This window comes from Methylocella sp. CPCC 101449 (genome assembly GCF_031921685.1).
Lineage (GTDB): Bacteria > Pseudomonadota > Alphaproteobacteria > Rhizobiales > Beijerinckiaceae > Terripilifer.
Genome location: NZ_JAPDHU010000001.1, coordinates 173374 through 199223, shown reverse-complemented (window position 1 = coordinate 199223; position 25850 = coordinate 173374). Strand labels below are relative to the sequence as shown.

The window sequence follows — 25850 nt, the reverse complement described above, 5'->3', positions numbered from 1 at the left end:
TTGTCCGTACTATGGACATAAGCTCATTTCGATTGACCGAACGGAAACGGGAGAGACACGTGGCGCGTGGCGAGGGTGATGCAAACATGCAGGGCGTGCGCGCCGTCGATCGCGCTATCGAGATTCTGCAATGTTTCACGCCGGACAAACCGATGATGAGCGTGCTGGAAATTCAGCAGCGTGTGCCGCTCAGCCGTCCGACGCTTTATCGCTTGCTGCATACGCTTGCGCAGAAAGGCATGGTCCGCGCATTCGGCGAGCCGCAGCGCTTCTCGCTCGACTATGGTGTTGGCCGGTTGGCTTATAATTGGACGGCCGGCATCGATCCCATCGTCATCGGCCGATCCATCGTCGAGAATCTGCGCGCCAAAACGAATGAGACGGCGGCACTGTTCATGCTGCGCGGTGAACAGCGTCTCTGCGTGCTTGAAATGGCGGCGCCCCATATTCTTCGAATTTCCTGGGGCATCGGCGAGGCTCAACCCGTCACGAGCGGAGCGAGCGGCAAGGCCATTCTCGCGTTCACCAACCCGGACAATCTCGAGGAGCTTCTAAAAGGCACGTCGAAGACTGCCGCGCGCAAAAGCCTGCTCGCGAGCCTCGATCTCATTCGCCAACAGGGCTATGCGATCAGTCGTGGCGAGGTCTTTGCCGGCGCCATCGCGATCGCGGCACCCTATTTCGATCACAACCATCGCGTGATCGGTTCCATTGGCGTGTTCGGGCCGTCCGCGCGCTTGGATCAGGCCTGGGAAAAGCAGGCCATACGTGCGGTCACCGAGAGCGCGCGAGAATTATCGAGTTCCCTGGGCCATTTCGAAGATCTGCAAGGGGCGCGCGAAGAGGAGAAGAAACAACGAAGCAAATCTTCCCATCGTTCCCCCTGAATTGCGGTACCTTTTCTAGCGGGAATTTGATCGCCCGTGGTTGTCGCGTCGCTTTCGGGCGTTAAAGTCGTTGCCACGCAAGATCGAGGCTCGCCATGTCCGCTGGAAAATTTGCTGTCGTCGGTCGATTTATGTCGCTGACTTTTGTTTCCGCCCTCTGCATGGCGGCCATCTCAGTGAATGGCGCATCGGCGCAATCGCGGCCGCCGATCGATCGCCTGCAAGTGCCGCCGGGTTTCAAAGTCGAGGTCTGGCAGGCGGGTCTGCCCGGCGCGCGAACGCTGCTGCTCGGTCCCAAGGGCACGGTCTTCGTCGGCACGACGGGCGCGGGCCGTGTCTATGCGGTCACCAGCCAGAACGGCGAACATCAGGTACGCACCATCGCGCAGGCGCTCACCAGTCCCAATGGCCTCGCCATGAAGGATGGGGCACTCTATGTGGCCGCAATCAATCGCGTCTATCGCTTCGATGACATCGAGAATCGGCTCGATGGCGCGCAGCGGGTCGATATTTCCCAGCAGTTCAATCTGCCGTCCGATCGTCATCACGGCTGGCGCTACACCGCCTTCGGTCCCGACGGCAAGCTCTACATCGCCGTCGGCGCGCCCTGCAATGTCTGCGAGGTCGATCCGAACGTCTACGGCAATATCCGCCGCTATGATCTCGCCAGTGGCCGCATGGAAGTGGTCGCGCGCGGCGTGCGCAATTCCGTCGGCTTTGACTGGCACCCGGTCACCGGGGAGTTCTGGTTCACCGACAATGGCCGCGACAATCTGGGTGACGATATCCCCGAAGACGAGTTCAATCGGCTGCCGCGCGGCAAGGAGGGCGCCAATTTCGGTTTTCCCTATTGTCACGCCAACGGCATCGCCGATCCGCAATTCCGCAAGCCCGATCCCTGCGCCGATGTGATCCTGCCGGTTGCAACGACGGGGCCGCATTCGGCTTCGCTGGGCATCAAATGGTACACGGGCTCGATGTTCCCACCGGAATATCGCAATGCCGCCTTCATTGCCCGCCACGGCTCATGGAACCGTTCGCGCAAGTTCGGCTCCGATCTCGCCGTGGTTCAGTTCGACAGCGCCGGCAAGGCGACCGTGCGTCCCTTCATGACGGGGCTGCTCGATGAGCGGCGCGACGAACACCTCGCGCGCCTGGTCGGCATTCTGCCGATGCCTGATGGCGCGCTGCTCGTCTCAGACGATCTCAACGGCGCCATCTATCGCATTTCCTATAGCAAGTGAGGCGGCGCGGGTTACTGCGCCAGTTTGGTCACATCGGCGCCGGCCTGCGCCCGCGCCTTGCTGTCCACATTGGCGGGCCCGGCCTTCTTGGCATAAGCGATGATGGCATCGAACGACTGCTCTGAGCAGCCTTCGCCGTCAAGGCCGGCTACTTTCTCCTGCTTCGCGGCGGCGAGCACAGCATCGCAGGCACCGGGCGCGAACATCATATGTTGGCCGATCTCCGTGAGCATCGACAAATCCTGCAAGCGCGGATCGTCCCGCACGGTGGTGAGGAAGGCTGCGCCAAAAGCCCTGCCGCGATCCTGCTTATACATGGCCGTCAGATCGAAAATGAATTCGAAACTGGCTTTCGGCGCCTGATCCGGCTTCACCACCAGGATGTCGAGACTGTAGCGGGTCAATTCCGCTGGCGAGACCACCTGCCGCACCAGGCTCGATTGATGATAATTGCTCATCATCAGCCAGCGGGAATGGAGATCGCCGAGACGTGCGAGTGCGTTGAACATGCGCAACGCCGCGAGACGATCGGCGTCGGTTTTGATCGACTGCGAGCGTTGCAGTGCTTTCTCGCGCACGCTGTCGACGACGCTGCGGGCGATCTGTGGCTGTGCCGCAGCGCCCGGTTGAGGAGACTCGACAGGCTTAGTGGGCTGAAGCGCCGCTTGCCGCCAGGGGCCGCGTGCTTCGACGAGGGCGCGCAGGCCGGCGCGCGCCTCGGGGCCGAAATAGCCATTGGCATCGCCGGAGAATTTGCCTTCGGCCTTGAGCACTTTTTCGATTTCGGCGCGCACGTCCTGCGGCATGGCCTTGCCGAGGACGACCAGCTTGTCTTCGGTGGCGCCGGCTGGCGCCATTTGCAGGCCGTCGATGATAGCCGCCGCGATGGCTTTGCGGGGGAAGTCGCTGATCCGTCCGCCGGAGAACAGGCTGGACATCCGCGTGTTGGCGATGGAGAAGCCGCCGAGATTGGTCTGATCGCCGTAGCGCCGTCCGGCACCGTCGCCGTAAAGTGCCACCGCATAAGCAATGCCTTCGTTGAGATTCATCAGCCGCGAGCCAAAATCGAAGGTGAAGGCGGATGACAATGTTTCCTTCGCCTCGATCGATCCCGTATCCGCCGCCATGCGCCAGAAACGCAGCCGCTCGCGCGGATTCTTTGGCACGCCAAGGCCATCGTCATAGGCTTTGCCCGCAGCCAGCATCGCATCCACGTTGCCGAGTTCGGCGGCTTTGACGATCAGCTTGGTGGCCGCCTGGTCATCCTGCGGATAGAACACGCCCTTGCGCGTCAACTGCCCTTGCAGCAGCAGCGCATCGGCCTGTCCGCTGGCCACGCCATCGGCGATCACTTTGCGAAGCTGCGCTTCGTCCAGCGGGCTTTTGGCCACGAAAGTAGAGCTGGTCGAATCCAGATTGGTGAAATGGGCGCGGGCGAGCAGCACTTGCATGGTTGGATCGCCGTCGCGCGTCATGAGCGCCAGAATTTCGCGCGCCCCCGCTTCGTCGCGGAAGTCGGGGTTTTGCGAAAGTTTCAGTTTGGCGAGCGCCAGGCCGGCGCCCGGCTCGCCAACGACGGCGGCAAGCGACAGCAGTTTCAACAGGCGTTCCTTGTCGACCTTCATTTGATAGTCGCGCAGCAGACCAGCGAGCGTGATTGCATTGTTGAGATCGCCAAAACCGTTCTGCAATGCCGCCATGGCGCGGCGCGGATCGCGTCCGATCAGCTCGCCTTTCAGATAGGTATCAGCGAGAAGGCGGGCGCGTTCGCTAAAATATTGCAGATTCTTCTCATCGAGCATGGCCAGCGCCCGCTTGACGTCGCGTGGGCCGCCTTCGCCGGCGAGAAGCATGTCTGCCAGCGCCATTTTTGCATTGCCGTCATTGGCCGGGGCCTTCTCAAGAAGGGCCCGTGCCGCCGCCGGCTGTTTGTCGGTGCCGGCCCCAAGCCGCAAGGCGTTCGCGTAGGGCATGAGCGCCATGTCGTCGCCGGCTTCGTGGCTTTGCTTGAGCAGCGCGAAAGCCTTGGCTTTGTCGGCCGCGGATAGATCCGGCAGGCGCAGGCGCAAAGCCGCGCCCTGAATGCGCCCGACCGCTTCGAGTTCTGGCTTCTCTTTCCAATCGCCGGCCGGCCCCTGAACCGGCAGATTGGCCATGCGATCGGCCCAGCGCACGGCTTCCGTGAGATCGCGTTTCAAGACGCCGCCAAAGCGGCGCAGAGAATACATCTCAAAGACCGCTTCGGCATGACCCGCCTCGGCCGCATTGCGTAGATAATTCAGCATGCGATTGGCTTCGAGGGGATTGCGCAGGGGATCGATCTTGGTCGAATGCATCCGCCACATCAGATATTGCGCTTCGATGTGACCGTTGTCGGCGAAACGCCGCACGGTCGGCAGGATTACTTCGTCCTGCGGCTTGGCCTCCATGAACATCGCGCGGGCGAGCTGAATGGCGAAGCGCTGTTCGTCAGGAAAGGCCACGGCCGCCGTCCGACAGGCTGCGACGAGGCGTTCGGTGACGTCGGTTTGGAACGTCGGATTGATGTCGCCGAGCGGCACCGGCGGTGCTCTGCCTTGCGGGTCGAGCGGCGAAGTCGCGCCCTTGTCGCAGGCTTCAGCGGCGGCGATCTTGTCCGGATCACTCGTCGCTTGCGCCCGTGAAACGCCGGGCAGGCTCGCCGCCAGGAGCAGCGCGAGTGCTGAGGTGAGGCTGAGATGTTTGCGAAGCGGTTGGCGAAGCGAGGGAGGACTCATCAACAGCTCACCTTTCTGGCGCCCGGTCAGGAAGCCGGCCGCTGGCGATCGTAAGGAACCTCGCTTTCATCAAATGTGCGATTTCGCACGCCGTCAAATGTTGCGTGCAGAAGCTTAAGCGTTCGAGGGCGGCAACGGCTCGGCGCCTTTGATCATGTCCGCCGCCTTATCGGCCATCATGATGACGCAGGCGTTGATATGGGCGCCCACCATATCCGGCATGGCCGACGCATCGACCACGCGCAGGTTCTCGATGCCGCGCACGTGCAATTGCGGGTCGAGCACGCAATCGCTGCTCGTTCCCATTTTGCAGGTGCCGGCCGGGTGATGGGCGGTCAAGGCCGCGCGTCGGATGAAGGCATCGATCTCGTCGTCGCTTTGCACCTTGGGGCCGGGCGAATCCTCCGCACCGCGATAGGGGGCCAGCGCCGGCTGGGAGGCGACATCGCGCGCCAGTTTGAAACCCTCGCGCAGACGCGGCAGATCGTTCGGCGCGGAGAAGAAATTGTAGAAAATCCGGGGTGATTGTGTCGGGTCGGTGCTGCGTAACGTCACTTCGCCACGGCTCTCGGGATGCAGCAGGCAGGGGCGTACGCCATAGCCGTCGAGATAGGGCTTCTTGATGCCCGGAAACCAGATGCCGGCATCCCCAGGCAGACCGCGGAACATGAATTCGATATCGGGCACGTCGAGCTCGCGCTTTGTCTTGAAGAAGGCATGCAGTCCGCCCGGCACCACGGTGCCGGCGCCCGTGCCGGTGAGATAGGCTTGCACCATGGCGACGGCGATACGGTCGAAACGCATCGTGTCGCGGAACGGCGAGGCGTTCTGCGGCCGGGTGAAACTGATCATCACCGCCAGATGGTCTTGCAGGTTGCGACCGACAGGCAGATCAACCACCGGCTTGATGCCAAGTTCGGTCAGATGTGTCGCCGGCCCGATGCCGGAAAGCATCAGAAGCTGTGGCGTGTTGAATGTGCCGGCGCTGAGAATGACCTCGCGGCCGGCTTGCGCCCGCACCGTTATACCGTTGTTGACATATTCGATGCCGCGCGCCCGCGTGCCGTCCATGATGATGCGCGTCGTCAGCGCATGGGTCTCCACGCGCAGATTGCGGCGACCGCGCGCCGGCTTGAGATAGGCGTTGGCGGTTGAAGAACGCCGGCCATTGCGAATGGTATATTGGCTGCGGCCGATGCCTTCGCCTTGGGCACCGTTGTAATCCTCGGTGAACGGCAGGCCGCGCTGCTTGGCCGCCTCGATCCAGGCTTCGAACAGAGGATCTTTCGTGCGCGCGAATTCGGTTCCGAGCGGACCTTCGCCACCGCGCCACGGATCGGCGCCGCCGTTCCAGGTTTCGCTGCGTTTGAAATAGGGCAGGCATTCGGCATAAGACCAGCCGGTCGCGCCATGGCGCGCCCAGCGGTCATAGTCGCCGCGATGACCGCGCGTATAGGCCATGACATTGATGGAGGATGATCCACCCAAAACCTTGCCGCGCATGGCTTCGATGCGACGGCCGTTCAACTGCGGCTCGGGCTCGGTGTGATAGCCCCAATCGAACATTTCATACTCATGCATCTTGCCCATGCCGAGCGGAATGTGGATCAGCGGATGTCGATCGGCTGGTCCGGCTTCCAGCAGCAAGACCGAGACGGCCGGATCGGCCGTCAGCCTGTTGGCCAGCACGCAGCCGGCGGATCCCGCACCAACGATGATGTAATCGTAAATATTGCTCGCGGCCATTTCCGTCCCTAGGTCTGTTTTTTGTCGACTGTTCTGCTTAAGCCCTACCGCGTGTGGCGCCGCGCGTCCAGAACTCAGCCCTTTGGCGCATTGACGGGGGCTGTGATAGGCGTAGCAAGACGTGAAATCTGGGATGAAACTCGCTGGGAGAGGAACCTGATGCGATCGATTGCCGTTACTTTCGCGGCTCTACTTGCGCTTGTCGCGCCGTCGAGCCTGTCCGCTCAGACGGAAAGCTGGCCCACCGGCACGGTGAAATTCATCGTGCCTTTCGCCGCTGGCGCCTCGCCTGACATCATCGCCCGCATTCTCGGCGAAAAGCTACAGCAGCGCACCGGCAAGCCCTTCATCATTGAAAATCGCCCCGGCGCCAGCGGCAACACCGGCACCGACGCGGTGGCCAAGGCACCGGGCGACGGCCTGACCATCGGCATCAGCCTGTTCGGCCCCATGGGCATGAACACGGTGCTGATGAAGAACATGACTTACGATCCGTTCAAGGATATCGCGCCGGTGACCATGCTCACCTCGCAGCCAAGCGTGTTGGCCGTGTCCAATGCGTTGGGTGTGAACACTGTTGGCGAGTTGATCGCGCTGCTGAAAAAGAATCCCGGCAAATATAATTACGCCTCGATCGGTCGTGGCTCCCTGTCCCATCTGTCGATGGAGCTGATCGCGGCCAAGAGCGGCACCGAGGTCGTTCACGTGGTGTTCGGCGGTTCGCCCCAGGCGGCCCAAGCCGTGATGCAGAACGACGTGCAGATGACCGTACTGCCGGCTGTCTCGGTGGTGCCGCTCGCCACGGACGGGAAGATGAAAATCCTCGCCGTGACCGAGCCGAAGCGTTCGAAATTCCTGCCCAACGTGCCGACCTTCGCTGAAGCCGGTATCGATGGGGTGGAGGCCAGCGCCTGGAATGCCTTGATCGCGCCGCCGGGCACGCCGCCGGCCATGCTCGACGAAATCTACAAGCAGGCCGCCGCTGCCATGAACGAGCCGGATGTGGTCGGCAAACTGGCCGCCCAGATGATCGAGGTGCGGACGTCCACGCCGAAGGAACTCGGCCAATATATACGCGACGAAATGGTGCGCTGGGGCGTGGTGGTGAAGGCGGCGAAGATCGAGCCGCAATAGGGCACGCAGAGATCCACAAAAAGGAAGGCCCGGTTAAAGCCGGGCCTTTTTCTTGAGATCAGCTCGTGACGCTGGCGCCGCCGAAGCGTTCTTTCCAGCGGGGTATGACTTCCTTGTTGTAGACATTGTCGGGAATGCCGCCGGACAGCGCGGTCAGGACGGAGCGCAAAGCCCATTGCATGCCGGGGCGCAGTTCGCCACCTTCGTTGAAAGAGGCTGAGTGGGGCGACAGCAGCACTTTGGTGCCGAGCTGGCGCAGCGGCGATTCCACCGGAAGCGGCTCTTCCTCGAAGGCATCGATCGCCGCGCCCTGCAGGCGTCCCTCGGCGATGGCGCGTGCCACGGCGGCTTCCTCGATAACCTTGCCGCGGGCCGTATTGACCACGATGGCATTGGGTTTCATCAGCGCGATTTGTTCGTCGCGCAGCATGAAGCGCGTTTCCTTGGTCAGCACCACATGGAAGGAGACGACATCGGCTTCTTTCAGCAGGGTTTCGTAGCTGACACTCTGCGCATTGGCGAGCAGGAAATTGGCCGGCGGAATATAAGGATCGTAGGCGATCAGCCGCACGCGCCAGGGCGCCAGCAATTGCGCCACGCGCGTGGCGATGCGCCCCAAGCCGACAAGGCCAATGGTGATGCCAGCATAGCCATCGGCGCGCGCGCCAAGAAAAGTCGTACCGAGATGCGGCTCGCGCCACAGGCCGGCTCGGACGGCCGCGTCGCGCTCCATCGCCTTCTTCAGGCTGGCCAGGATCATCATCACGGTCGTTTCGGCGACGCCGAAGCAATTGGCTTCCGTCGGCGCATGACAGACGAGAATGCCAAGATCCGTGGCAGCGTCCGTATCGACGTCATCGACACCCACAGTGTATTTCGCGACGATGCGTAGCCGCTGCGAGCCTTCCATCACGCGTCGGGAAATGGGCGTGTGGCGGATCGACGTGCCCATGAGCGCCACGGCATCGCGGGCCGCATCCATCAGATCCTGTTCATGGTCGCCACGCGGCAGTTGCCAGGCTTTGTCGCCGAACGCCACGTCGTAGCCGGCGCCCGTCAGACGCTCGAGAAAATCCGCGGGCTCCTCGCGCGGCGCATGAATGAAGACCTTCGGCTTGGACATCGTTCCTCCGTTTCTATTTTTTACGTTTCTGTTTTGATTTGCCGGCAACTGTGGGCGAGGCGTCCGAAGAGGTCAAGCCAAAGCCAAAAAAGAACAAGGCGCGGAGACCGCGCCCTGTGTTGAAAGGATTCTGGATATCCGAAGACCTATTGGTTCGGCTTGGCCTCACTGTTGGGCTGCGGTGCCGGATCCGTCTTGGCTTCTGGCTTGGTTTCCTGGGTGAAGTCTTTCAAGCCCCAGGCGAGCATGTCGGAATCGTTCTTCGACAGTTTGAATTCGAAACCGTCGATTTTCGGCTTCAAAGTTTCCGCCTGCTTGTTCGACTCCTCGTTCGTGCCTTCGGCCGCGATGCGCACCCAGCCATCGGCGAGGTCGCCGACACTGGTGACGGTGAGCTTCAATCCGTTGTGGCCGTAAGCCGTCAGCGTGCGGCCGCCGGCTTTCACCTCACCCGCCGGTTTGCGCACGTCCTGGAAGCTGATCGGGTCGACCATGAAGGAGAGGCGCATCAGCTTGCCGGCTTCCGCTTCGCGGCCGGCCGGGGGCGCTTGCAGCGTCAGGTCGGCGCCTTTGGTCGCCGACACCAGCGTGACGTCGTCGAGGCCGCCGCCGCGCAATTCCAGCTTCGCCAGCGCATCCTTGTTGAGGTTGAGCAGATTGATCTCGAACCAGGCGGTGTTGGGCACCGGCACGCGCACTTCGCCGCGCACCAGCCAGGTCTGCGGCTCCTTCGGGAAGCGCACGAAGGTGCCGCCGCGCGCGCCACCCACGGTCATGTCGCGATTGCCGACGATGATGTCGGCCAGTGTCGCGCCCTTGCTGTCGGTCAGGGTCACCTGGCGACCGGTTTTCTCGGCCTGGCCGGCATCGGCAAGGCCGAGGTCGGCATAGCGTTGCGGGTCGGAGGTTTTGCTCTCCTCGTAGGCCAAGCTGATCATGCCGGCGACGATGTCGCGGAAGGCCTCCGGCTTCGCCGGATAGCCCGACGCTTTGTCGAAGAAGCCGTTGTCTCGCCGCTCCACCGTGAACGGCTTGTCATTGTCGCGGATGGTGATCGCCGCGACAGTGTTGGCTTGGTTGATCAGTTGCGGAAACACCGGCTCGCCGCGCCGGTCGGCGGCGATACCTTGCGGCGCCGTCCGCAGGGCTGCCCAGGTGCCGGCGACGCACAGCGCCGCGACCACGCCCAGAAGGGTGACGGATTTTAAATTCATCTGTGCGTCCTCAAGCCGAGGGTTTCGGGGGCTCGCGCCGCGTGCGGCGCAGGGCGAAGAACAGCGCGATCAGACCGGCAATGATCGGCACGCCGGCCACGTTCAGCGCCGTCAGCGACGACTTGAGACGATCGACGTCGCTGCGCAGGGCGAACTGGGTCGAGCGCAATTCCTCGCGCGTCGCCAGCACTTCCGTCTTGAACTTCTCGATCGTCTCGATCTGTTGCGGCGTCAGTACTTCATTGCCTTGCTGGCCGCCGCGCCCGAGTTCCTGCAGTTTGGTTTCGGCCTCTTTCAGGCGCGCCTGCAACTGCTGTTCCTTGGCGCTGTAGCGCCGGCTCGCTTCGGCTTCCATCTGCTGGATGCGTTCGAACGGCCGCCAGGAGACGCCGCGTCCGCGCAGATCCGCCAGGGCCACGCCGCCCGACATCTGCTCGATGGCGTTGATGACGAAGTCGCCATTGTTGGCGAAGGCCTGTGCCACTTCAGTGCCAAGCAGATTGCGCCGCTGCACCCAGTTGCGGTCCATCACCATGTCGGCATCGCCGACCAGGATGATATTGGCCGGCTTGGTCGCCTTGGCGACATGCTCTTCCTTGCGGGTCGAGCCTTCGGGCTTGGCGGTGAAGGCACTTTCGAGCGTGCCGGTCAAGCGGCCGGCGATCACCGGCGGCGTCTTGCCCTTCTCGATCTCGCCGGCGAGCTTGCGCATGTCGGCGGTGCGTTCCTTGGTCTCGGCCACCGGCAGCAGGCCACCCTCCGCGGAGGCGGTCATCAGCGGCCGCAGCGTCACACCCTCTTTGGTGGTGTCAAACGCGCCGGCCGTGGTGACGACGATGGCGGAAAGCTGCGCCAGAATGGCTTCATCCTTGCGCAGGGATTCGTTGCGCAAGGCGAGCCACGGCAGGTTCAGCATCGGCGTCGGACGACCGTCGATATTGCGCTCGGTCTGCAGCGCCAGGCTCGGATCGGCGACCGTCTTCTTGACGTCGTAGCCGACGCCCCAGGCCTTGAACAGTTTCGGCAGGTCGGAGGAGGCGTCGGGCGGCGGCGCGCCGCGCGGGCCGATCTGATTTTCCGCATTGGGGTCGACGAAGATCAGCATGGCGCCGCCGTTCATCGCCCATTGGTCAAGCGTGTATTGTGTCTTGTCGCTCAGGTTCTGCGGATGAACGACCATGACGACGCGGGTGTTATTGGGCAGTTCCTCGACGTCGCCTTCCACCGGCTTGACGTCGAAGAACTGTTTCATCTGCGTCAGCACCTGCGCTTCGCGCAGGCCCATTTGCGGATTGGCGGAGAGGCCAAGTCCGTCGAACAGAGCGACGACCGGCTTGCCGCGCTTGCCGAGTTCAGCGACGAGGCGCGTCAGATCATATTCGAGAAACGCCTCGCGCTCCGGCGAGAAGGAGGCGATGACCGATTTGCCGTCGGTGGAATTGGTGGCGGCGAGGCCGAAGAACAGCCGGTCGCCGGTCGACGAGCGGATCGGGCTGATGCCGAAGGCAACGGCACGATCTTCATCTTCCGAATAGGGCTTGGCGTCGATCGTCTCCAGGCTGATGCGGCCCTTCGAGCCGGCCACATAGGCGTCGAGCATCGAGCGCACGCGGCTGGCGAAGGCGGCGAGCTGCGGCGCTTCCTTGGTCAGTCCCGACGACATGAAGAAGCGGAAGCGGACCGGCTCGTTGAGATCGCCGATCAGGTTGCGCGTGCCTTGCGACAGGGAGAACAGATGTTGGTCGGTCAGATCGATGCGGGTGCTGCGGAAGAGCTGGCCCGAAACGATATTGATGCAACCGAAGATGATCGCGCCCAGAATGGCGGCGATGAGGACGAGGCGGCCGGTGCCGAAGGATTTGTTGCCGGTCATGGTCTCACGCGGCTTTCTTGACTTCGAGGATGCGCACGTTGAGCCACAGCGCAAACACGATGAGAGTGACGAAGAAGATGAGGGCCGGGATTTCCAACACGCCATCGGTGATGCGCTGGAAATGGCCGATGAAGGACATCGACGAAATCGCCTGCACGATCACCTGCGGCGCCCACGGCTTGACGGCCGCCAGCACCAGATCGAAGCCGGCCATGACGAACAGGAAGCCGACGACCACCGCGCCGATGAAGGCCAGCACCTGGTTCTTGGTCAGCGCCGAGACGGCGGCGGAAATCGCGAGGAATGCGCCAGCCATCAGCCAGGAGCCGATATAGGAGGCGAGGATCACGCCATTGTCGGGCGTGCCGAGATAATTGACGGTGATCCACAGCGGCATGGTCAGCACCAGCGCGAGGCCGGCGAAAACCCAGGCGGCGAGCCATTTGCCGACGACGATCTGCCACGGCTGCACCGGCAAGGTCATCAAGAGTTCGATGGTGCCGGCCCGGCGTTCTTCCGCCCACAGGCGCATGCCGATGGCCGGCATTAGGATCAGATAAAGCCAGGGATGCCACAGGAAGAAGGCCGAAAGGTCGGCCTGGCCGCGATCGAAGAAGCTGGCGACGAAGAAGGTGAGGCCGGTCGCCATGCCGAGAAAGACCACCAGGAACACACCCGCGATGGGTGTAGCGAAATAGCCGGCGAATTCGCGACGGAAAACGAGCAGGATTGTTTTCATGAAGTCAGGCTCCGGCCTGTTCCAGGGTGATGGCGCGGAACGCGTCTTCGAGCTTCGTCGTCTTGACGAGTTGCGATCGGCTGGGATCGGCGGCGGGGGCCTTGGCAAGCAGATCGGCCGGCGTGCCGTCGGCGAGAATGCTGCCGCGCGCGATGATCAGGGCGCGCGTGCAGATCGCTTCGACTTCTTCGAGAATGTGGGTCGAAACGACGATCGCCTTTTCTGGCGCCAGTTCGCGGATCAGCTCGCGCATCTCATGCTTCTGGTTCGGGTCGAGGCCGTCGGTCGGCTCGTCGAGAATGAGAATGGCGGGGTCATGCACCAGCGCTTGCGCGATGCCGACGCGCCGTTTGAAGCCTTTCGACAGCGCTTCGATGCGCCTGTTCCACACTTCCGAGAGATCGATCCGATCGACCAGGAAGCCGAGGCGCTGGCGCGCCGTTGCCGCATCGAGGCCGCGCATGCCGGCGACGAATTCGAGGAAGGCGCCAACCGTCATGTCCGGATAGGCGGGGGCACCTTCCGGCAGATAGCCGAGGATTTTGCGCGCCGCCATCGGGTCGGTACGGGTATTGTGGCCATCGAGAAAGGCTTCACCCGCATTGGGCTCCAGGAAGCCGGCGATGATTTTCATGGTTGTGGATTTGCCGGCACCATTGGGACCGAGAAAGCCGACGACTTCGCCGCGCTGCACCGAAAACGACACGTCGTTCACCGCAGTGAACGAACCAAAGCGTTTCACGAGACCGCGGGCCTCGACGAGCGACATATGATTTCCCCCTTGGACTGGCCTGTTGTGGGACCGGATGCAGGACATCCGACAGCGGGACACGGATAGCCATCCTGCCGCCGCGCGGCAAGATGGCCGCAAGATTACGGGGATTCAAGGGCAGAATGTTACGGATAGGGCTGTCTCAGCGTCGCATGGCTGCACCACGGGCAGTCCCCTTGCCCTGTTGCGCCCACCCTGCCATTTTGCCGACAAAGGCGATGGCCTTTTGCGACAATACACTCTCTGGGAGATAAAGAATGGCCAAGGCCTATTGGATCGCTGCCTATCATTCGGTCACCGACGCCGAGAAGCTCGCCGCCTATGCGAAGCTCGCGGGTCCCGCGATCGAGGCCGGCGGCGGCCGTTTCCTGGCGCGCGGTCAGGCCGCGAAAGCCTATGAGGCGGGCCTGCTTCAGCGCACCGTGCTGATCGAATTCGACAGCGTGGCGGCTGCCGAAAAGACCCATGACAGCCCCGGCTATAAGGCGGCGCTGGCGGCGCTCGACGGCGGTTGCATCCGCGACATGCGGATTGTCGAAGGCGTCTGATCCGGATTTCGACGGTTTTTTGAGCGGGGCCTAAGGCAAATCGCGTTTCGAAAGAAACGCGATTTTGCTTTGAATCTCATATCAGGACGCGTCTTCGTCGCGTTTGATGTTCCATCAAACGCCGAAACGCTTTCGCAAGGTCCCGCTTTTCATTTTATCGGCTTGTCCTTCCCCGCTGCCCTTGCGATGCTGGCCTGTCTGGCGAATGCCGGGCCTGCCTCTGGGGAGGATGATCGTGGCGAAGGCTTATTGGGTCAGCCTGTATCATTCGGTGTCCGACGCCGGCAAAGTCGCGGCCTATGCCCGGCTCGCGGTGCCCGTGATCAAGGCAGGCGGCGGCCACGTCCTGGCCGGCAACATGCCTGCCAAAGTCTATGAGGCCGGCATCAGGCAGAATGTCGTGATCGTCGAATTCAATTCGCTCGCCGATGCGCAGGCGACTTACGACAGCCCAGCCTATCAGGCGGCACTCGAAATCCTCGCTGGCGCCTGCGTGCGCGATCTGCGGATCGTCGAAGGCCTCTAGGCCGTGACGCGCTATGGTTGACGATCTCTTGCTTCAGATGACGCTCATGGACGCCCAGAATGGGAATGGCGCGCCAAACGCGGTACAGAACCGGCACGAATCGCTGTTGGCGCGATGTTCTCATTTGTTCGCCTAAAGAAATCCGGGAGAGAGCCAGCTTATGTCGATTGAGATCCGCGAGATCACCACGCCGGAAGAGGTCGAAGCCTGCTATCCGGTCATGTATGCGCTGCGGCCGCAGTTGGAGAATGCCGAGAAATTCGTCCAGTTGTGGCAAGAGCTGTCAGCCACCGGGTATCGGCTCGTGGCTTTGTCCGACTATGGCGAGGTGCGTGCGCTCGCCGGCTTCCGCATCAATCACAACATCGTCCACGGCAAGCATATCTATGTGGACGATCTGGTGACGGCCGAAAGCGAGCGTTCCAGCGGGTTCGGCGGCAAGCTGATGGATTATCTGCGCGAGGAATGCCGCAAGCAGGGCTGCGGCAAACTGTTGCTCGATACGCCGATGTCGAATTTCCTGGGCCACCGCTTCTATTATCGGCAGGGCATGTTCGCGACGGCGCTGCGTTTCACCCAAGAAATTAAATAGGCGTCGCTTTCGCGACGCCTGGTCTTGTTATCGCGGCGCCATGCGCAGCGAGCCGTCGAGGCGCACCACTTCGCCGTTGAGATAGGGGTTTTCCACCATCTGCAGGGCGAGCGAGGAATATTCTTCCGGCCAGCCCAGGCGATGCGGGAAGGGAATGGCGGAGGCAAGCGAGTCCTGCGCTTCCTGCGGCAGTTGCGCCAACAGCGGCGTGCGGAACAGGCCCGGTGCGATCGCCAACGCGCGCACGCCGAATTGCGCCATCTCGCGCGCGATCGGCAAAGTCAGCGCCACGATGCCGCCCTTCGAGGCCGCATAGGCGGTCTGGCCGATCTGGCCGTCGAAAGCCGCCACCGAAGCGGTCGAGATCATCACGCCGCGTTCGCTGGTGTCGAGCGGCTCAAGCTTGCACATGGCCGCGCCCGCCAGGCGCATCATGTTGTAGGAACCGTTGAGATTGACCGAAATCACCTTGGCGAATTCGTCGAGCGGATGCGGACCGTCGCGACCGACCATGCGTTTGGCGACGGCGATGCCGGCGCAATTGACGAGGATGCGAGGGTCGCCGAGCTCCTTCGGCAGAGCCGCGAAAAAAGCCTCGGCCTCGCTGGCGCTCGACACGTCGACGCGGAACGCTTTGCCGCCGATTTCTCCCGCGACCTTGTTGCCGCGATCCAGATCGCGATCGACGATGGCGACCTTGGCGCCGCTGGCGGCGAGCCGCCGGGCGGTGGCTTCGCCAAGCCCCGACGCACCGCCGGTGACGACGGCAACCAGACCTTTCGGATTCATTCCTGCTCTCCTCACGCGCCGCACAAAGGGGCGGCGGCTCCGGCGGCATTCAACCCAGCGAGGGGCAGGGCGTCAAGAGTATCAGTGAGCCTTAGATTGCCGTATGGGGGATTTTTATTTGGACTTCCAAGTCACCATGGCCACGGCAATGACGACCAGGGCCATGCCGACGAAAGCCGGCGGGCCGAGCGTCTCGTGGAAGAGAAAATAGGCCATCAGCGCCGTTGTTGGCGGGACCAGGAAGAACAGGCTTGCCACGGTCGCCGCCGCACCGCGCCGGATCAGGATGAACAGCAAGGTGACGGTGCCCACCGACAGCATGACGCAAAGCCACGCCAAGGAAATGATCAGTTCCGGCGTCCAGGTGTGGCGGAAATCTTCCATCGCCGCCAAAGGCAGCGTGACGAGCGCGGAAGCTGCGAATTGCACCACCGATCCCGTGCGTAAGTCCATTTGGCCGCCGAATTTCTTCTGCCACAGCGTGCCGCCGGTGATGAACACCGCCGACATGAAGGCGAAGAACATGCCGAGCGGCGTACCGAGGCCGAGCCCCAGCTTGTTCCACACCACGAGGCCGGTGCCGGCGAGACCGATCAAAAGTCCGGCCCATTGCCGACCGGTCGTGCGCTCGCCAAGCAGGGGCGCCGCCAGCACGGCGGTAAGCAGCGGTTGCAGGCCAGCCATCAGCGATGAGACGCCGGCTTCCACGCCGACAGAAATGGCGGCGAACGTCGCGCCGAGATAGCCGGCATGAACGAAAATGCCGCCGATGGCGATCGTCAGCAGATCCTGTCGGCGCGGCCAGGGCGCGCGCATCACCAGCGCGACGATGGTCAAAAGCACCACCACGATGACGAAGCGGAAGAGCAGGATGGTGAACGGTGCCGCCGAAGCAAGACCGAGCTTGCCGGCGATGAAGCCCGTCGACCAGAAGACGACGAACAGCGCTGGCATGGAGGCGAACCACAGCGCCATCGTCCGCGACGAGGCGTCCGAGCCGCCTTGCGGCGGCTCCGCCTTCTCGTCACTTGGCGTGTTCATGCAATCATGCCGCGTGCTTCATCGGCGCGGCCGAGTACGTCGAGAACCTTGGTGACGATGGCCTGGGCATCGAGCCCGGCACGCGCATACATGCGGTCGGGCTTGTCCTGCTCCAGATAGGCGTCGGGCAGCACCATGGCGCGGACTTTGAGCTGGCCGCTGTCGAGCAGGCCGTCGTCGCTCAAGGCTTGCAGCACATGCGAGCCGAAACCGCCGACCGAACCCTCTTCGATGGTGATCAGCACATCGTGCTGGGTGGCGAGCTGGCGCAGCAGGTCCATGTCGAGCGGCTTGGCGAAGCGCGCATCGGCGACGGTGGTCGAAAGCCCGTGGGCGGCGAGATCCTCGGCCGCTTTCAGCGCTTCCTTGAGCCGCGTGCCAAGCGACAGGAGCGCGATCTGCGTGCCTTGGCGCAGGATGCGGCCCTTGCCAATTTCCAACACTTGGCCGCGCGCCGGCATGTCGACACCGACGCCTTCGCCGCGCGGATAGCGCAGCGCGATCGGACCGGAATTATGCGCAGCGGCGGTCGCCACCATATGGACGAGTTCGGCTTCATCGGCCGCCGCCATCACCACCATATTGGGCAGGCAGGCGAGATAAGCGACGTCGAAGGCGCCCGCATGGGTCGGGCCATCGGCGCCGACCAGACCGGCGCGATCAAGCGCGAAGCGCACGGGCAGATTCTGGATCGCCACGTCATGCACCACCTGATCGTAGCCGCGCTGCAGGAAGGTGGAATAGATGGCGCAGAACGGTTTGTAACCCTCGGTGGCAAGACCGGCGGCGAAAGTCACCGCATGTTGTTCGGCAATGCCGACATCGAAGGTGCGCGTCGGGAAGGCCTGGCCGAACAGATCGAGCCCGGTGCCGGAAGGCATGGCGGCGGTGATGGCGACGATCTTGTCGTCGTGCTGTGCCTCGGTGATCAGGCTTTCGGCGAAGACCTTGGTATAGGACGGCGCGTTGGCCTTGGGCTTCGATTGCGCGCCGGTGACGACATCGAACGTGTTGACGCCATGATATTTGTCGTCGGACGCTTCGGCGGGCGGATAGCCTTTGCCCTTCTTCGTCACCACATGCACCAGCACCGGGCCGTGGGCATTGTCGCGCACGTTCTTGAGTACCGGCAGCAGATGATCGAGGTTATGTCCGTCGATCGGGCCGACATAATAGAAGCCGAGTTCCTCGAATAGCGTGCCGCCCATCCAATAGCCGCGCGAGAACGCTTCTGCCTTCTTGGCCTTCTTGTAGATGAAATTCGGCAGGTGGGTGGCGAGCTGCTTGGCGGCTTCGCGAATGCTGCGATAGGCGCCGCCCGAGACGAGCCGCGCCAGATAAGCCGACATGGCACCGGTCGGCGGTGCGATCGACATGTCGTTGTCGTTGAGGATGACGACCAGGCGCGAATGCAGATGGCCGGCGTTGTTCATCGCCTCATAGGCCATGCCAGCCGACATGGCGCCGTCGCCGATTACGCAGATGACTTTGTTGTCGCCTTCGGACAGATCGCGCGCCACGGCCATGCCGAGGCCGGCGGAAATCGATGTCGAGGAATGGGCGGCACCGAACGGGTCGTATTCGCTTTCGGCCCGACGGGTGAAACCGGAAAGGCCGCCCGCCTGACGCAGCGTGCGGATGCGGTCCCGCCGGCCGGTGAGGATTTTGTGCGGATAGGCCTGGTGGCCGACGTCCCAGATCAGCCGATCCTGCGGTGTGTTGAAAACATAATGCAGGGCGACCGTGAGTTCGACGACGCCCAGGCCGGCGCCGAGATGGCCGCCGGTCACCGAAACCGCGTCGATTGTCTCCTGGCGCAGCTCGTCCGCCAGTTGCGGCAGATCGCTGGAAGGAAGTTCCCGCAACTTGTCAGGGGTCGGAACCCGGTCGAGAAGCGGCGTTTTCGAAGTATTTGTCACTGCGGACCCGAATGTCGCGCCGAATAAGGCCAAGGTGGCGTCGTGTACCGCCGACTTACACCAGTTCGAGCCCCCATGCCATCCGCCATGTTGTCTAAGGTCGCATGACCAGGGCGGGGCGGTTTTGCGTCGGGTTTGAGCCGGTTAGCCGTCGCTCCAACGCGTGGACGAACAGGCCTCGGCCGCCTGTATTCGCCGTACCCGATCAAAACATTACGGTTCTGTAAGGTTCATGTAATGCGACGCATGCATTTTCTTTGGGCAGGCCGTCGTGCCGCCGATCCGGGCGGCGCTTCGGCCGGCTGAGCCGGATGATGATTGTCCGTCTCTTGGTCTAGGTTAAGTAATGCATAGCATCGCCATGATGGCGATTCTCCCGGACCTGTCAGGTAGTTGTCAGTCGATCACGTTTTTGTGATGGCGGCGCGCTGCGCCATGGGTCGGGGAGGGGCATGAAGGGTTTCGTCGTGTTGTCCAGTCAATCGTTAGGGCAGAATCTGACCGTGGCTGACATTGCCACCCATTTCCGCGCTTTGCTCGGGGGGCGGTTTACCAAGGCGGAGAGGATGTGGCTGGTGCGCGCGCCCCTGGCGCCGCATTCGGCTCTGCTGTGGAGCGCGTTCATCTGCCGCTATTTCCGCCGCTATGCCGGCGGTTTGCCGCCGACCCGGGTGCTCAACAAGCCGCTGCGCAATTACGGGCGCAATGGCCTGACGCCGCGCCGCAGGGTCAAGCTCATGCTGGCCCATTACCGGCTCCTGGCCGAACTGGCCGACGATCGCCTGGTCGGCGCCGCCTGTGCCTTTCAGCCGCAGGTTGTGACGGCTCTGCGCGGCAAACGGGCCGGCTATCGCCTGATCATTTGCAACACCACCCGCCTTGCCATGACGCGGGAGGGCGAACTCGGTCTGATGCTGGAGCGGGACGACGGTTTGCTGCTCGCCAAGATCGCGCTCCTTTTCGGGGAAATGGACGGCAAGCCCGTGATCGCCATCGGCGGCCTGCAAGGCAACAAGGATGGCAAGCAGGCCGTCGTGACAGCGACGCGGGATATGTATGGCCTGCGTCCGAAGGACGCTTTGCTGTTGGCCGTGCGCAGCCTCGCTACCGCCTTCGGCATCGAAACCATTCATGCGATCAGCAATGCCCAGCACGTGATCGACCGCCGCAGCAGCAACTATGATGCCTATTGGCTGGAACGTGGCGCCACCCCAGGTGGCCCCTTTGGTTTCGTCATGCCGGCGCAAATGGCTGTCACCGAGCCAACCACCGGCCGCGATGTGATCAAGGCGCAGCTCGTGCAGGGGGCCTCCGCCTATTTCGTTGCTCATCTGAGAAACAAGCGACTTCCGGCCGAATTGTCGCCGGATCTTGTCGCGTGCCAACGCAAACCAAGCCTCGCGGTCTGCTGAACCTGCCTCTCGGTCTTTTCGAGTTTCAGAAAGCGCCCCGGTCGTGGACAGCGGCCCGTCGAACGCCTATGGGAACGTGGTCGTCGACGGAGCCTTCGCGCATGGTTCGACGACCGGGAGGATCATGCAAAATACGTTACGGGAAAAATACACGGCTAGAATTGCGGAGTTGCAGGCGTGAGCGATAAGTCCGCCGATGCAGCTGAACGCGACGCCTTCCGTGCCTATCTCGTGACGGCCGTGGCCCGTCTCGTGCCACGTGCCCGCGCGCTCATTATCACTGGGGTCATCATCGTCCTGTTGGGTGTGGCCTTGGTCGCCGTCGTCACTCAATCGCGTGTGGTTTCCTTGATACCCGCGGGCATATTGATGACACTGGCGAGCTTTTTTGAGCTCGGCATTGGCCATAGCGCGCGCGGCGACGATGCCCGCACCACGCCCTGGGCGCGGGCCGCCGTATTGAACATGTTTGCCGGCCTGTTCGTCATCGCCGCTCCGTTCCTGTCGATCGCTTGGCTGTCGGGACTGGCGGGCATGTGTATCCTGGCCGCCGGCATCGTCCGCTTGCGCTGCGACTTTGCTTTGCCGCTCGTCCATCGCAGTGCCATCATGCCGATCTCGGCCGTCGTCACCGCGTTGATCGGGGTGCTGATCGTCACCCGTTGGCCGGGCGAGAATCTGGTGCTGATCGGCCTTCTGTTCGGCGTCGAGATGATCGTACGCGGTTGGGCTTGGGTTGGCTTTGGCGTGACCTTGCGCCGCGCTTTGAACCGCGTTGTCCGTCAATAATATCGTAACTGGCTAGATTCATTGGCCTTTTACTCAAATTGACGATTGTGGGCACAGCCGCCATGCGGTCGATTGCGCATTTTGCTGCTTTGCGTCAAACATCGGCCCCGCGTAGGCCGCGCCGCTGGATTGGGACGCGAGGCCGTGGTGAGCTCTTAAGAGGCCAGAATCTATGAGCAAATGGGTCTATACATTCGGCGACGGTAAGGCTGAAGGCACCGGCGAGATGCGCAATCTGCTGGGTGGCAAGGGCGCGAACCTCGCTGAAATGGCTAACCTGGGCCTTCCGGTCCCTCCCGGTTTCACCATTACCACCGAACTCTGCACCTGGTTTTACGCCAACGGCAAAACCTATCCGGCGGAACTGAAGCCGGCGGTCGAGGACGCGCTGGCCCATATCGGCAAGATCGCCGGCCGCACGTTCGGCGACAACACCAACCCGCTGCTCGTGTCGGTGCGTTCGGGCGCGCGTGCGTCCATGCCCGGCATGATGGACACGGTGCTCAATCTCGGCCTCAACGATGTCACCGTCGATGCCATTGCCAAGAATGCCGGCGACACGCGTTTTGCCTGGGATTCCTATCGCCGCTTCATTCAGATGTATTCGAACGTGGTGCTCGATATCGATCACCACAATTTCGAAGACCTGCTCGACGAATATAAAGACCGCAAGGGCTTCACCCTCGATACCGATCTGGGCGAAGCGGATTGGCGCGTGCTCGTTGGTCAATATAAAGAGGTCGTCGCCCGCGAAAGCGGCAACCCTTTCCCGCAGGATCCGCGCGAACAATTGTGGGGCGCTATCGGCGCCGTCTTCTCCTCGTGGATGAACCAGCGCGCCATCACTTATCGCCGTCTCAATTCGATTCCCGAAAGCTGGGGCACTGCGGTCAACGTGCAGGCCATGGTCTTCGGCAATATGGGCGATACATCGGCCACCGGCGTTGCATTCACTCGTAACCCGTCGACCGGCGAGAACGAACTCTACGGCGAGTTCCTGATCAACGCCCAGGGCGAGGATGTGGTCGCTGGCATCCGCACGCCGCAGAACATCACCGAAGTGGCGCGCAAGGCGGCCGGCTCCGACAAGCCGTCGATGGAGACGGCACTGCCGGAGTGCTACAACGAATTCGTCCGCGTCACGCAATTGCTGGAAAAGCATTATCGCGACATGCAGGACATGGAATTCACCGTCGAGCGCGGCAAGCTGTGGATGCTGCAGACGCGCAACGGCAAGCGCACCGCCAAGGCGGCCCTGCGCATCGCCGTCGACATGGCCAACGAAGGTCTGATCACCCGCGATGAAGCGGTCGGCAAGGTCGAGCCCGCGGCGCTCGATCAATTGCTGCATCCGACCATCGATCCGAAGGCCAAGCGCGACATTCTCGCCACCGGCCTGCCGGCTTCGCCTGGCGCGGCGTCCGGCGAGATCGTCTTCAATTCCGATGAAGCCGAAACGCTCAAGGCGGCGGGCCATAAGGTCATTCTCGTGCGCGTCGAGACCTCGCCGGAAGACATTCACGGCATGCATGCGTCCCAAGGCATTCTCACCACCCGTGGTGGGATGACCTCGCACGCCGCCGTCGTGGCGCGCGGCATGGGCAAGCCCTGCGTGTCCGGCGCGGGCTCGATCCGTGTCGACTATAACAAGGGCGAACTGGTCGCCGCCGGCAAGGTTCTGCGCAAGGGCGACATCATCACCATCGATGGCTCGACCGGTCAGGTGCTCAACGGCGCCGTGCCGATGCTGGAGCCGGAACTGTCAGGCGAATTCGCCACTTTGATGGGCTGGGCCGACAAGGTCCGCCGCATGAAGGTGCGCACCAATGCGGAGACGCCGGCCGATGCGCGCGTGGCGCGCAACTTCGGCGCCGATGGCATTGGCCTGTGCCGTACCGAACACATGTTCTTCGAAGGCGATCGTATCGTCGCCGTGCGCGAAATGATTCTCGCCGACGACGAAAAGGGCCGTCGCGCCGCGCTCGCCAAGCTTCTGCCGATGCAGCGCCAGGACTTCGCCGAACTGTTCGAAATCATGTCGGGCCTGCCGGTGACGATCCGTCTGCTCGATCCGCCGCTGCACGAATTCCTGCCTCATACGGAGGAAGAGATCGACGAAGTGGCCAAGGCGATGAACACCAGCGCTGAAAAGCTCAAGCGCCGCGCCGTCGAGCTGCACGAGTTCAACCCGATGCTCGGCTTCCGCGGCGTGCGTATTGCCATCGCTTATCCGGAAATCGCTGAAATGCAGGCGCGCGCCATTTTCGAGGGCGCGGTGGAAGCGAGCAAGAAGACCGGCCAGCCGGTGACCGCCGAAGTCATGGTGCCGCTGGTGATGACCAAGGCCGAGCTCGATCTCACCAAGGCGCGTATCGATGCCATGGCGGAAGCGGTTGAAAAGGAAACCGGCGTCAAAGTGCCTTATATCGTCGGCACTATGATCGAACTGCCGCGCGCCGCTCTGCGCGCCGGCGAGATTGCTGAAAGCGCCGAATTCTTCTCCTTCGGCACCAACGACCTGACGCAGACGGCGCTCGGCATTTCCCGTGACGACGCAGCGTCCTTCCTCGGCCCCTATACAACCAAGGGCATTCTGGCAGCCGATCCTTTCGTCACCATCGATCAGGAAGGTGTCGGCGAACTGGTGCAGATCGCGGCTGAACGCGGCAACAAGACCCGCCCGGGCATCAAGCTGGGTATCTGCGGCGAGCATGGCGGCGATCCGGCTTCGATCCAGTTCTGCGAGAAGGTCGGTCTCGATTACGTTTCCTGCTCGCCCTATCGCGTGCCGATCGCCCGTCTTGCGGCGGCGCAAGCGGCGCTCGGCAAGGCAGCGGCCAGCACGGCCTGAGAACGCAGGCACGCGACTTTTCCGGCCTCTTCCTGCGATCGCAGGGAGAGGCCGCGTCATTTTGAGCGGGCGTTCACTAAAAACCCCAGACAAAATGCCGTTTTGGTCGAAACCCAATTTGCTCTGGCGCGTCGAACAGATAAATCCTTTCTAATGTGAAATAGATGGTTTACATATAAACCATCAGGGGAAGATGGGATCGAGGAACCATGGCTGAGACCGATGCTGCCGAACTGCCCGAACGCGAGGGCATGGATTACGACGTTGTCGTGGTCGGCGGTGGTCCGGCGGGTCTCGCCGCCGCCATTCATCTCAAACAGATAGCGCCCGATGCCAGCGTCGTGGTCGTGGAGAAGGGCTCCGAGGTCGGCGCCCACATCCTGTCCGGCGCGGTGATCGATCCGATCGGCCTCGACCGGCTGTTGCCCGATTGGCGCGAGGATGAAGCGCGCCCGCTGACCACTGAGGTCCAAGCCGATCGCTTCTACCTGCTCGGTCATTCAGGCGGCGTGCGTCTGCCCAATATCCTGATGCCGCGCCTGATGAACAATCACGGCAATTTCGTCGGCTCGCTCGCCAATGTGACGCGCTATCTCGCCACGCGTGCCGAGGCGCTGGGCGTTGAAATCTATCCCGGCTTTGCCGCTGCCGAACTGCTTTACGACGACAATGGTGCGGTGCGCGGCATCGCCACCGGCGACATGGGCGTCGACCGCGAGGGCAAGCCCAAGGACGGTTTTACCCGCGGCATGGAGCTGCGCGGCAAATATACGTTGCTGGCGGAAGGCGCGCGCGGTTCGCTGAGCAAACAGGCCATCGCCCGTTTCGAGCTGGCGGCCGATCGTGAGCCGCAAAAGTTTGGCATCGGCTTGAAGGAGCTGTGGCAGATCGATCCGGCGAAACATCAGCCGGGCCTCGTGCAGCATTCCTTCGGCTGGCCTCTTTCGAACGATACGGGCGGTGGCTCCTTCCTCTATCATTTCGAGGATGGCCTGGTGTCCGTCGGTTTCGTCGTGCATCTGAATTACTCGAACCCAACGCTGTCGCCGTTCGATGAATTCCAGCGCTTCAAGACCCATCCGATGATCGCGCCGACCTTCGAGGGCGGCAAGCGCATTGCCTATGGCGCGCGCGCCATCACCGAGGGCGGTTATCAGAGCGTGCCGAAACTGTGTTTTCCCGGCGGCGCGCTCATTGGCTGTGCCGCAGGCTTCGTCAACGTGCCGCGCATCAAGGGCTCGCACAACGCCATTCTCTCCGGCATGCTCGCCGCCGAACATGTGGCGAAGGCGCTGGAAGCCGGCCGCAGCCATGACGAGCTGTTGGGCTATGAAGAGGCATGGCGCAGCTCCGATATCGGCCGCGATCTCTACAAGGTGCGCAACGTAAAGCCGTTGTGGTCGAAGCTCGGCACGATGATCGGCATCGGCCTTGGCGGCATCGATATGTGGATGAACGAACTGTTCGGCTTCTCGCCGTTCGGCACGCTGAAGCATGGCAAGCCTGATTTCGCGACGTTGAAGCCGCTGTCGCAGGTCAAGCCCATCGTCTATCCGCGACCGGACGGCAAGGTGTCGTTCGACAAACTGTCGTCGGTGTTCCTGTCGAGCACCAATCATGAGGAGGACCAGCCGGTCCATCTCAAGCTCGCCGATCCGTCGATTCCCATTCGCGAAAACCTGCCCGAATATGGCGAGCCGGCGCGGCTCTATTGCCCGGCCGGCGTCTATGAAGTGCTCTATGCGGACGATGTGAAGAAGACCGATCCGCGTTTCGTCATCAACGCGCAGAACTGCGTCCACTGCAAAACCTGCGATATCAAGGATCCGGCTCAGAACATCAATTGGGTTGTGCCGGAAGGCGGCGGTGGCCCCAATTATCCAAACATGTAACGC

At 62.5% G+C, this 25850-nt stretch carries 20 protein-coding genes; 10 read left to right on the top strand and 10 right to left on the bottom strand.

Going from position 1 to position 25850, the window contains the following annotated elements; all coding sequences use genetic code 11:
* Positions 1-59: 59 nt before the first annotated feature.
* On the top strand, positions 60-887 hold the full coding sequence (locus tag OIM99_RS00900; protein WP_311848406.1) for an IclR family transcriptional regulator: 828 nt from the start codon (positions 60-62) through the stop codon (positions 885-887).
* Between the two features lie 95 nt (positions 888-982).
* Positions 983-2131, top strand: coding sequence for a PQQ-dependent sugar dehydrogenase (locus tag OIM99_RS00895; protein ID WP_311848405.1), 1149 nt, complete (start codon positions 983-985; stop codon positions 2129-2131).
* Positions 2132-2142: 11 nt separating this feature from the next.
* Here OIM99_RS00895 and OIM99_RS00890 read toward each other — a convergent pair whose 3' ends face one another.
* On the bottom strand, positions 2143-4887 hold the full coding sequence (locus OIM99_RS00890; RefSeq protein ID WP_311848404.1) for a tetratricopeptide repeat protein: 2745 nt from the start codon (positions 4885-4887) through the stop codon (positions 2143-2145).
* Between the two features lie 114 nt (positions 4888-5001).
* Positions 5002-6633: a choline dehydrogenase gene (locus OIM99_RS00885; protein ID WP_311848403.1), complete on the bottom strand. Its 1632-nt coding sequence runs from the start codon at positions 6631-6633 to the stop codon at positions 5002-5004.
* A 159-nt stretch (positions 6634-6792) separates the two neighbouring features.
* Between OIM99_RS00885 and OIM99_RS00880 the strand changes: the two genes are divergently transcribed.
* Positions 6793-7767, top strand: coding sequence for a tripartite tricarboxylate transporter substrate binding protein (locus OIM99_RS00880; RefSeq protein ID WP_311848402.1), 975 nt, complete (start codon positions 6793-6795; stop codon positions 7765-7767).
* A 58-nt stretch (positions 7768-7825) separates the two neighbouring features.
* On the opposite strand, the gene OIM99_RS00875 is transcribed toward OIM99_RS00880, so the two are convergent.
* The 5 genes from OIM99_RS00875 to OIM99_RS00855 form a co-directional block, all read right to left on the bottom strand.
* Positions 7826-8890 carry an NAD(P)-dependent oxidoreductase gene (locus tag OIM99_RS00875; protein ID WP_311848401.1) on the bottom strand — a complete coding sequence of 355 codons (1065 nt, stop codon included), beginning with the start codon at positions 8888-8890 and terminating at the stop codon, positions 7826-7828.
* A gap of 146 nt (positions 8891-9036) precedes the next feature.
* On the bottom strand, positions 9037-10104 hold the full coding sequence (locus tag OIM99_RS00870) for a DUF4340 domain-containing protein (protein WP_311848400.1): 1068 nt from the start codon (positions 10102-10104) through the stop codon (positions 9037-9039).
* 10 nt (positions 10105-10114) lie between these two features.
* Positions 10115-11977: a GldG family protein gene (locus OIM99_RS00865; protein WP_311848399.1), complete on the bottom strand. Its 1863-nt coding sequence runs from the start codon at positions 11975-11977 to the stop codon at positions 10115-10117.
* Positions 11978-11981: 4 nt separating this feature from the next.
* Positions 11982-12716 carry an ABC transporter permease subunit gene (locus OIM99_RS00860; protein ID WP_311848398.1) on the bottom strand — a complete coding sequence of 245 codons (735 nt, stop codon included), beginning with the start codon at positions 12714-12716 and terminating at the stop codon, positions 11982-11984.
* Between the two features lie 4 nt (positions 12717-12720).
* Positions 12721-13485, bottom strand: a complete 765-nt coding sequence (locus tag OIM99_RS00855) for an ABC transporter ATP-binding protein (RefSeq protein ID WP_311848397.1) — start codon at positions 13483-13485, stop codon at positions 12721-12723.
* Positions 13486-13745: 260 nt separating this feature from the next.
* On the opposite strand from OIM99_RS00855, the gene OIM99_RS00850 reads away from it, so the two are divergent.
* The 3 genes from OIM99_RS00850 to OIM99_RS00840 all read left to right on the top strand — a co-directional run bounded on the left by OIM99_RS00850 (position 13746) and on the right by OIM99_RS00840 (position 15154).
* Positions 13746-14036: a DUF1330 domain-containing protein gene (locus tag OIM99_RS00850; RefSeq protein ID WP_311848396.1), complete on the top strand. Its 291-nt coding sequence runs from the start codon at positions 13746-13748 to the stop codon at positions 14034-14036.
* Positions 14037-14271: 235 nt separating this feature from the next.
* Positions 14272-14562, top strand: coding sequence for a DUF1330 domain-containing protein (locus tag OIM99_RS00845; protein WP_409371456.1), 291 nt, complete (start codon positions 14272-14274; stop codon positions 14560-14562).
* Between the two features lie 160 nt (positions 14563-14722).
* The gene (locus OIM99_RS00840) at positions 14723-15154 is read left to right on the top strand and encodes a GNAT family N-acetyltransferase (protein WP_311848393.1); all 432 of its coding nucleotides are present in this window, start codon (positions 14723-14725) and stop codon (positions 15152-15154) included.
* A gap of 27 nt (positions 15155-15181) precedes the next feature.
* Here the strand turns inward: OIM99_RS00840 and OIM99_RS00835 are convergent, their stop codons facing one another.
* From OIM99_RS00835 to dxs, 3 genes are all read right to left on the bottom strand, one after another.
* A complete protein-coding gene (locus OIM99_RS00835) occupies positions 15182-15943 on the bottom strand; it encodes an SDR family NAD(P)-dependent oxidoreductase (RefSeq protein ID WP_311848392.1) in 762 nt (253 codons plus the stop codon).
* 114 nt (positions 15944-16057) lie between these two features.
* Positions 16058-16984 carry a DMT family transporter gene (locus OIM99_RS00830; protein ID WP_311848391.1) on the bottom strand — a complete coding sequence of 309 codons (927 nt, stop codon included), beginning with the start codon at positions 16982-16984 and terminating at the stop codon, positions 16058-16060.
* On the bottom strand, positions 16981-18903 hold the full coding sequence (gene dxs, locus OIM99_RS00825) for a 1-deoxy-D-xylulose-5-phosphate synthase (RefSeq protein ID WP_311848390.1): 1923 nt from the start codon (positions 18901-18903) through the stop codon (positions 16981-16983). The genes OIM99_RS00830 and dxs overlap by 4 nt, the downstream gene beginning before the upstream one ends.
* 452 nt (positions 18904-19355) lie before the next feature.
* On the opposite strand from dxs, the gene OIM99_RS00820 reads away from it, so the two are divergent.
* The 4 genes from OIM99_RS00820 (at position 19356) to OIM99_RS00805 (ending at position 25847) form a co-directional block, all read left to right on the top strand.
* Positions 19356-20315, top strand: a complete 960-nt coding sequence (locus OIM99_RS00820; RefSeq protein WP_311848389.1) for a DUF535 family protein — start codon at positions 19356-19358, stop codon at positions 20313-20315.
* A gap of 177 nt (positions 20316-20492) precedes the next feature.
* Positions 20493-21104, top strand: a complete 612-nt coding sequence (locus OIM99_RS00815) for a DUF308 domain-containing protein (RefSeq protein ID WP_311848388.1) — start codon at positions 20493-20495, stop codon at positions 21102-21104.
* Between the two features lie 172 nt (positions 21105-21276).
* The gene (gene ppdK, locus OIM99_RS00810; protein ID WP_311848387.1) at positions 21277-23955 is read left to right on the top strand and encodes a pyruvate, phosphate dikinase; all 2679 of its coding nucleotides are present in this window, start codon (positions 21277-21279) and stop codon (positions 23953-23955) included.
* Positions 23956-24164: 209 nt separating this feature from the next.
* A complete protein-coding gene (locus OIM99_RS00805; RefSeq protein WP_311848386.1) occupies positions 24165-25847 on the top strand; it encodes an electron transfer flavoprotein-ubiquinone oxidoreductase in 1683 nt (560 codons plus the stop codon).
* Positions 25848-25850: the final 3 nt, after the last annotated feature.

Bases quoted from the DNA above. Each gene is read 5' to 3' on its own strand.
- OIM99_RS00855 (WP_311848397.1), bottom strand. From the start codon at position 13,485: ATGTCGCTCGTCGAGGCCCGCGGTCTCGTGAAACGCTTTGGTTCGTTC.
- OIM99_RS00840 (WP_311848393.1), top strand. From the start codon at position 14,723: ATGTCGATTGAGATCCGCGAGATCACCACGCCGGAAGAGGTCGAAGCC.
- OIM99_RS00860 (WP_311848398.1), bottom strand. From the start codon at position 12,716: ATGAAAACAATCCTGCTCGTTTTCCGTCGCGAATTCGCCGGCTATTTC.
- OIM99_RS00865 (WP_311848399.1), bottom strand. From the start codon at position 11,977: ATGACCGGCAACAAATCCTTCGGCACCGGCCGCCTCGTCCTCATCGCC.
- OIM99_RS00830 (WP_311848391.1), bottom strand. From the start codon at position 16,984: ATGAACACGCCAAGTGACGAGAAGGCGGAGCCGCCGCAAGGCGGCTCG.
- OIM99_RS00835 (WP_311848392.1), bottom strand. From the start codon at position 15,943: ATGAATCCGAAAGGTCTGGTTGCCGTCGTCACCGGCGGTGCGTCGGGG.
- OIM99_RS00895 (WP_311848405.1), top strand. From the start codon at position 983: ATGTCCGCTGGAAAATTTGCTGTCGTCGGTCGATTTATGTCGCTGACT.
- OIM99_RS00850 (WP_311848396.1), top strand. From the start codon at position 13,746: ATGGCCAAGGCCTATTGGATCGCTGCCTATCATTCGGTCACCGACGCC.
- OIM99_RS00880 (WP_311848402.1), top strand. From the start codon at position 6,793: ATGCGATCGATTGCCGTTACTTTCGCGGCTCTACTTGCGCTTGTCGCG.
- OIM99_RS00805 (WP_311848386.1), top strand. From the start codon at position 24,165: ATGGCTGAGACCGATGCTGCCGAACTGCCCGAACGCGAGGGCATGGAT.
- OIM99_RS00885 (WP_311848403.1), bottom strand. From the start codon at position 6,633: ATGGCCGCGAGCAATATTTACGATTACATCATCGTTGGTGCGGGATCC.
- ppdK (WP_311848387.1), top strand. From the start codon at position 21,277: ATGAGCAAATGGGTCTATACATTCGGCGACGGTAAGGCTGAAGGCACC.
- OIM99_RS00870 (WP_311848400.1), bottom strand. From the start codon at position 10,104: ATGAATTTAAAATCCGTCACCCTTCTGGGCGTGGTCGCGGCGCTGTGC.
- OIM99_RS00875 (WP_311848401.1), bottom strand. From the start codon at position 8,890: ATGTCCAAGCCGAAGGTCTTCATTCATGCGCCGCGCGAGGAGCCCGCG.
- OIM99_RS00820 (WP_311848389.1), top strand. From the start codon at position 19,356: ATGAAGGGTTTCGTCGTGTTGTCCAGTCAATCGTTAGGGCAGAATCTG.
- OIM99_RS00890 (WP_311848404.1), bottom strand. From the start codon at position 4,887: ATGAGTCCTCCCTCGCTTCGCCAACCGCTTCGCAAACATCTCAGCCTC.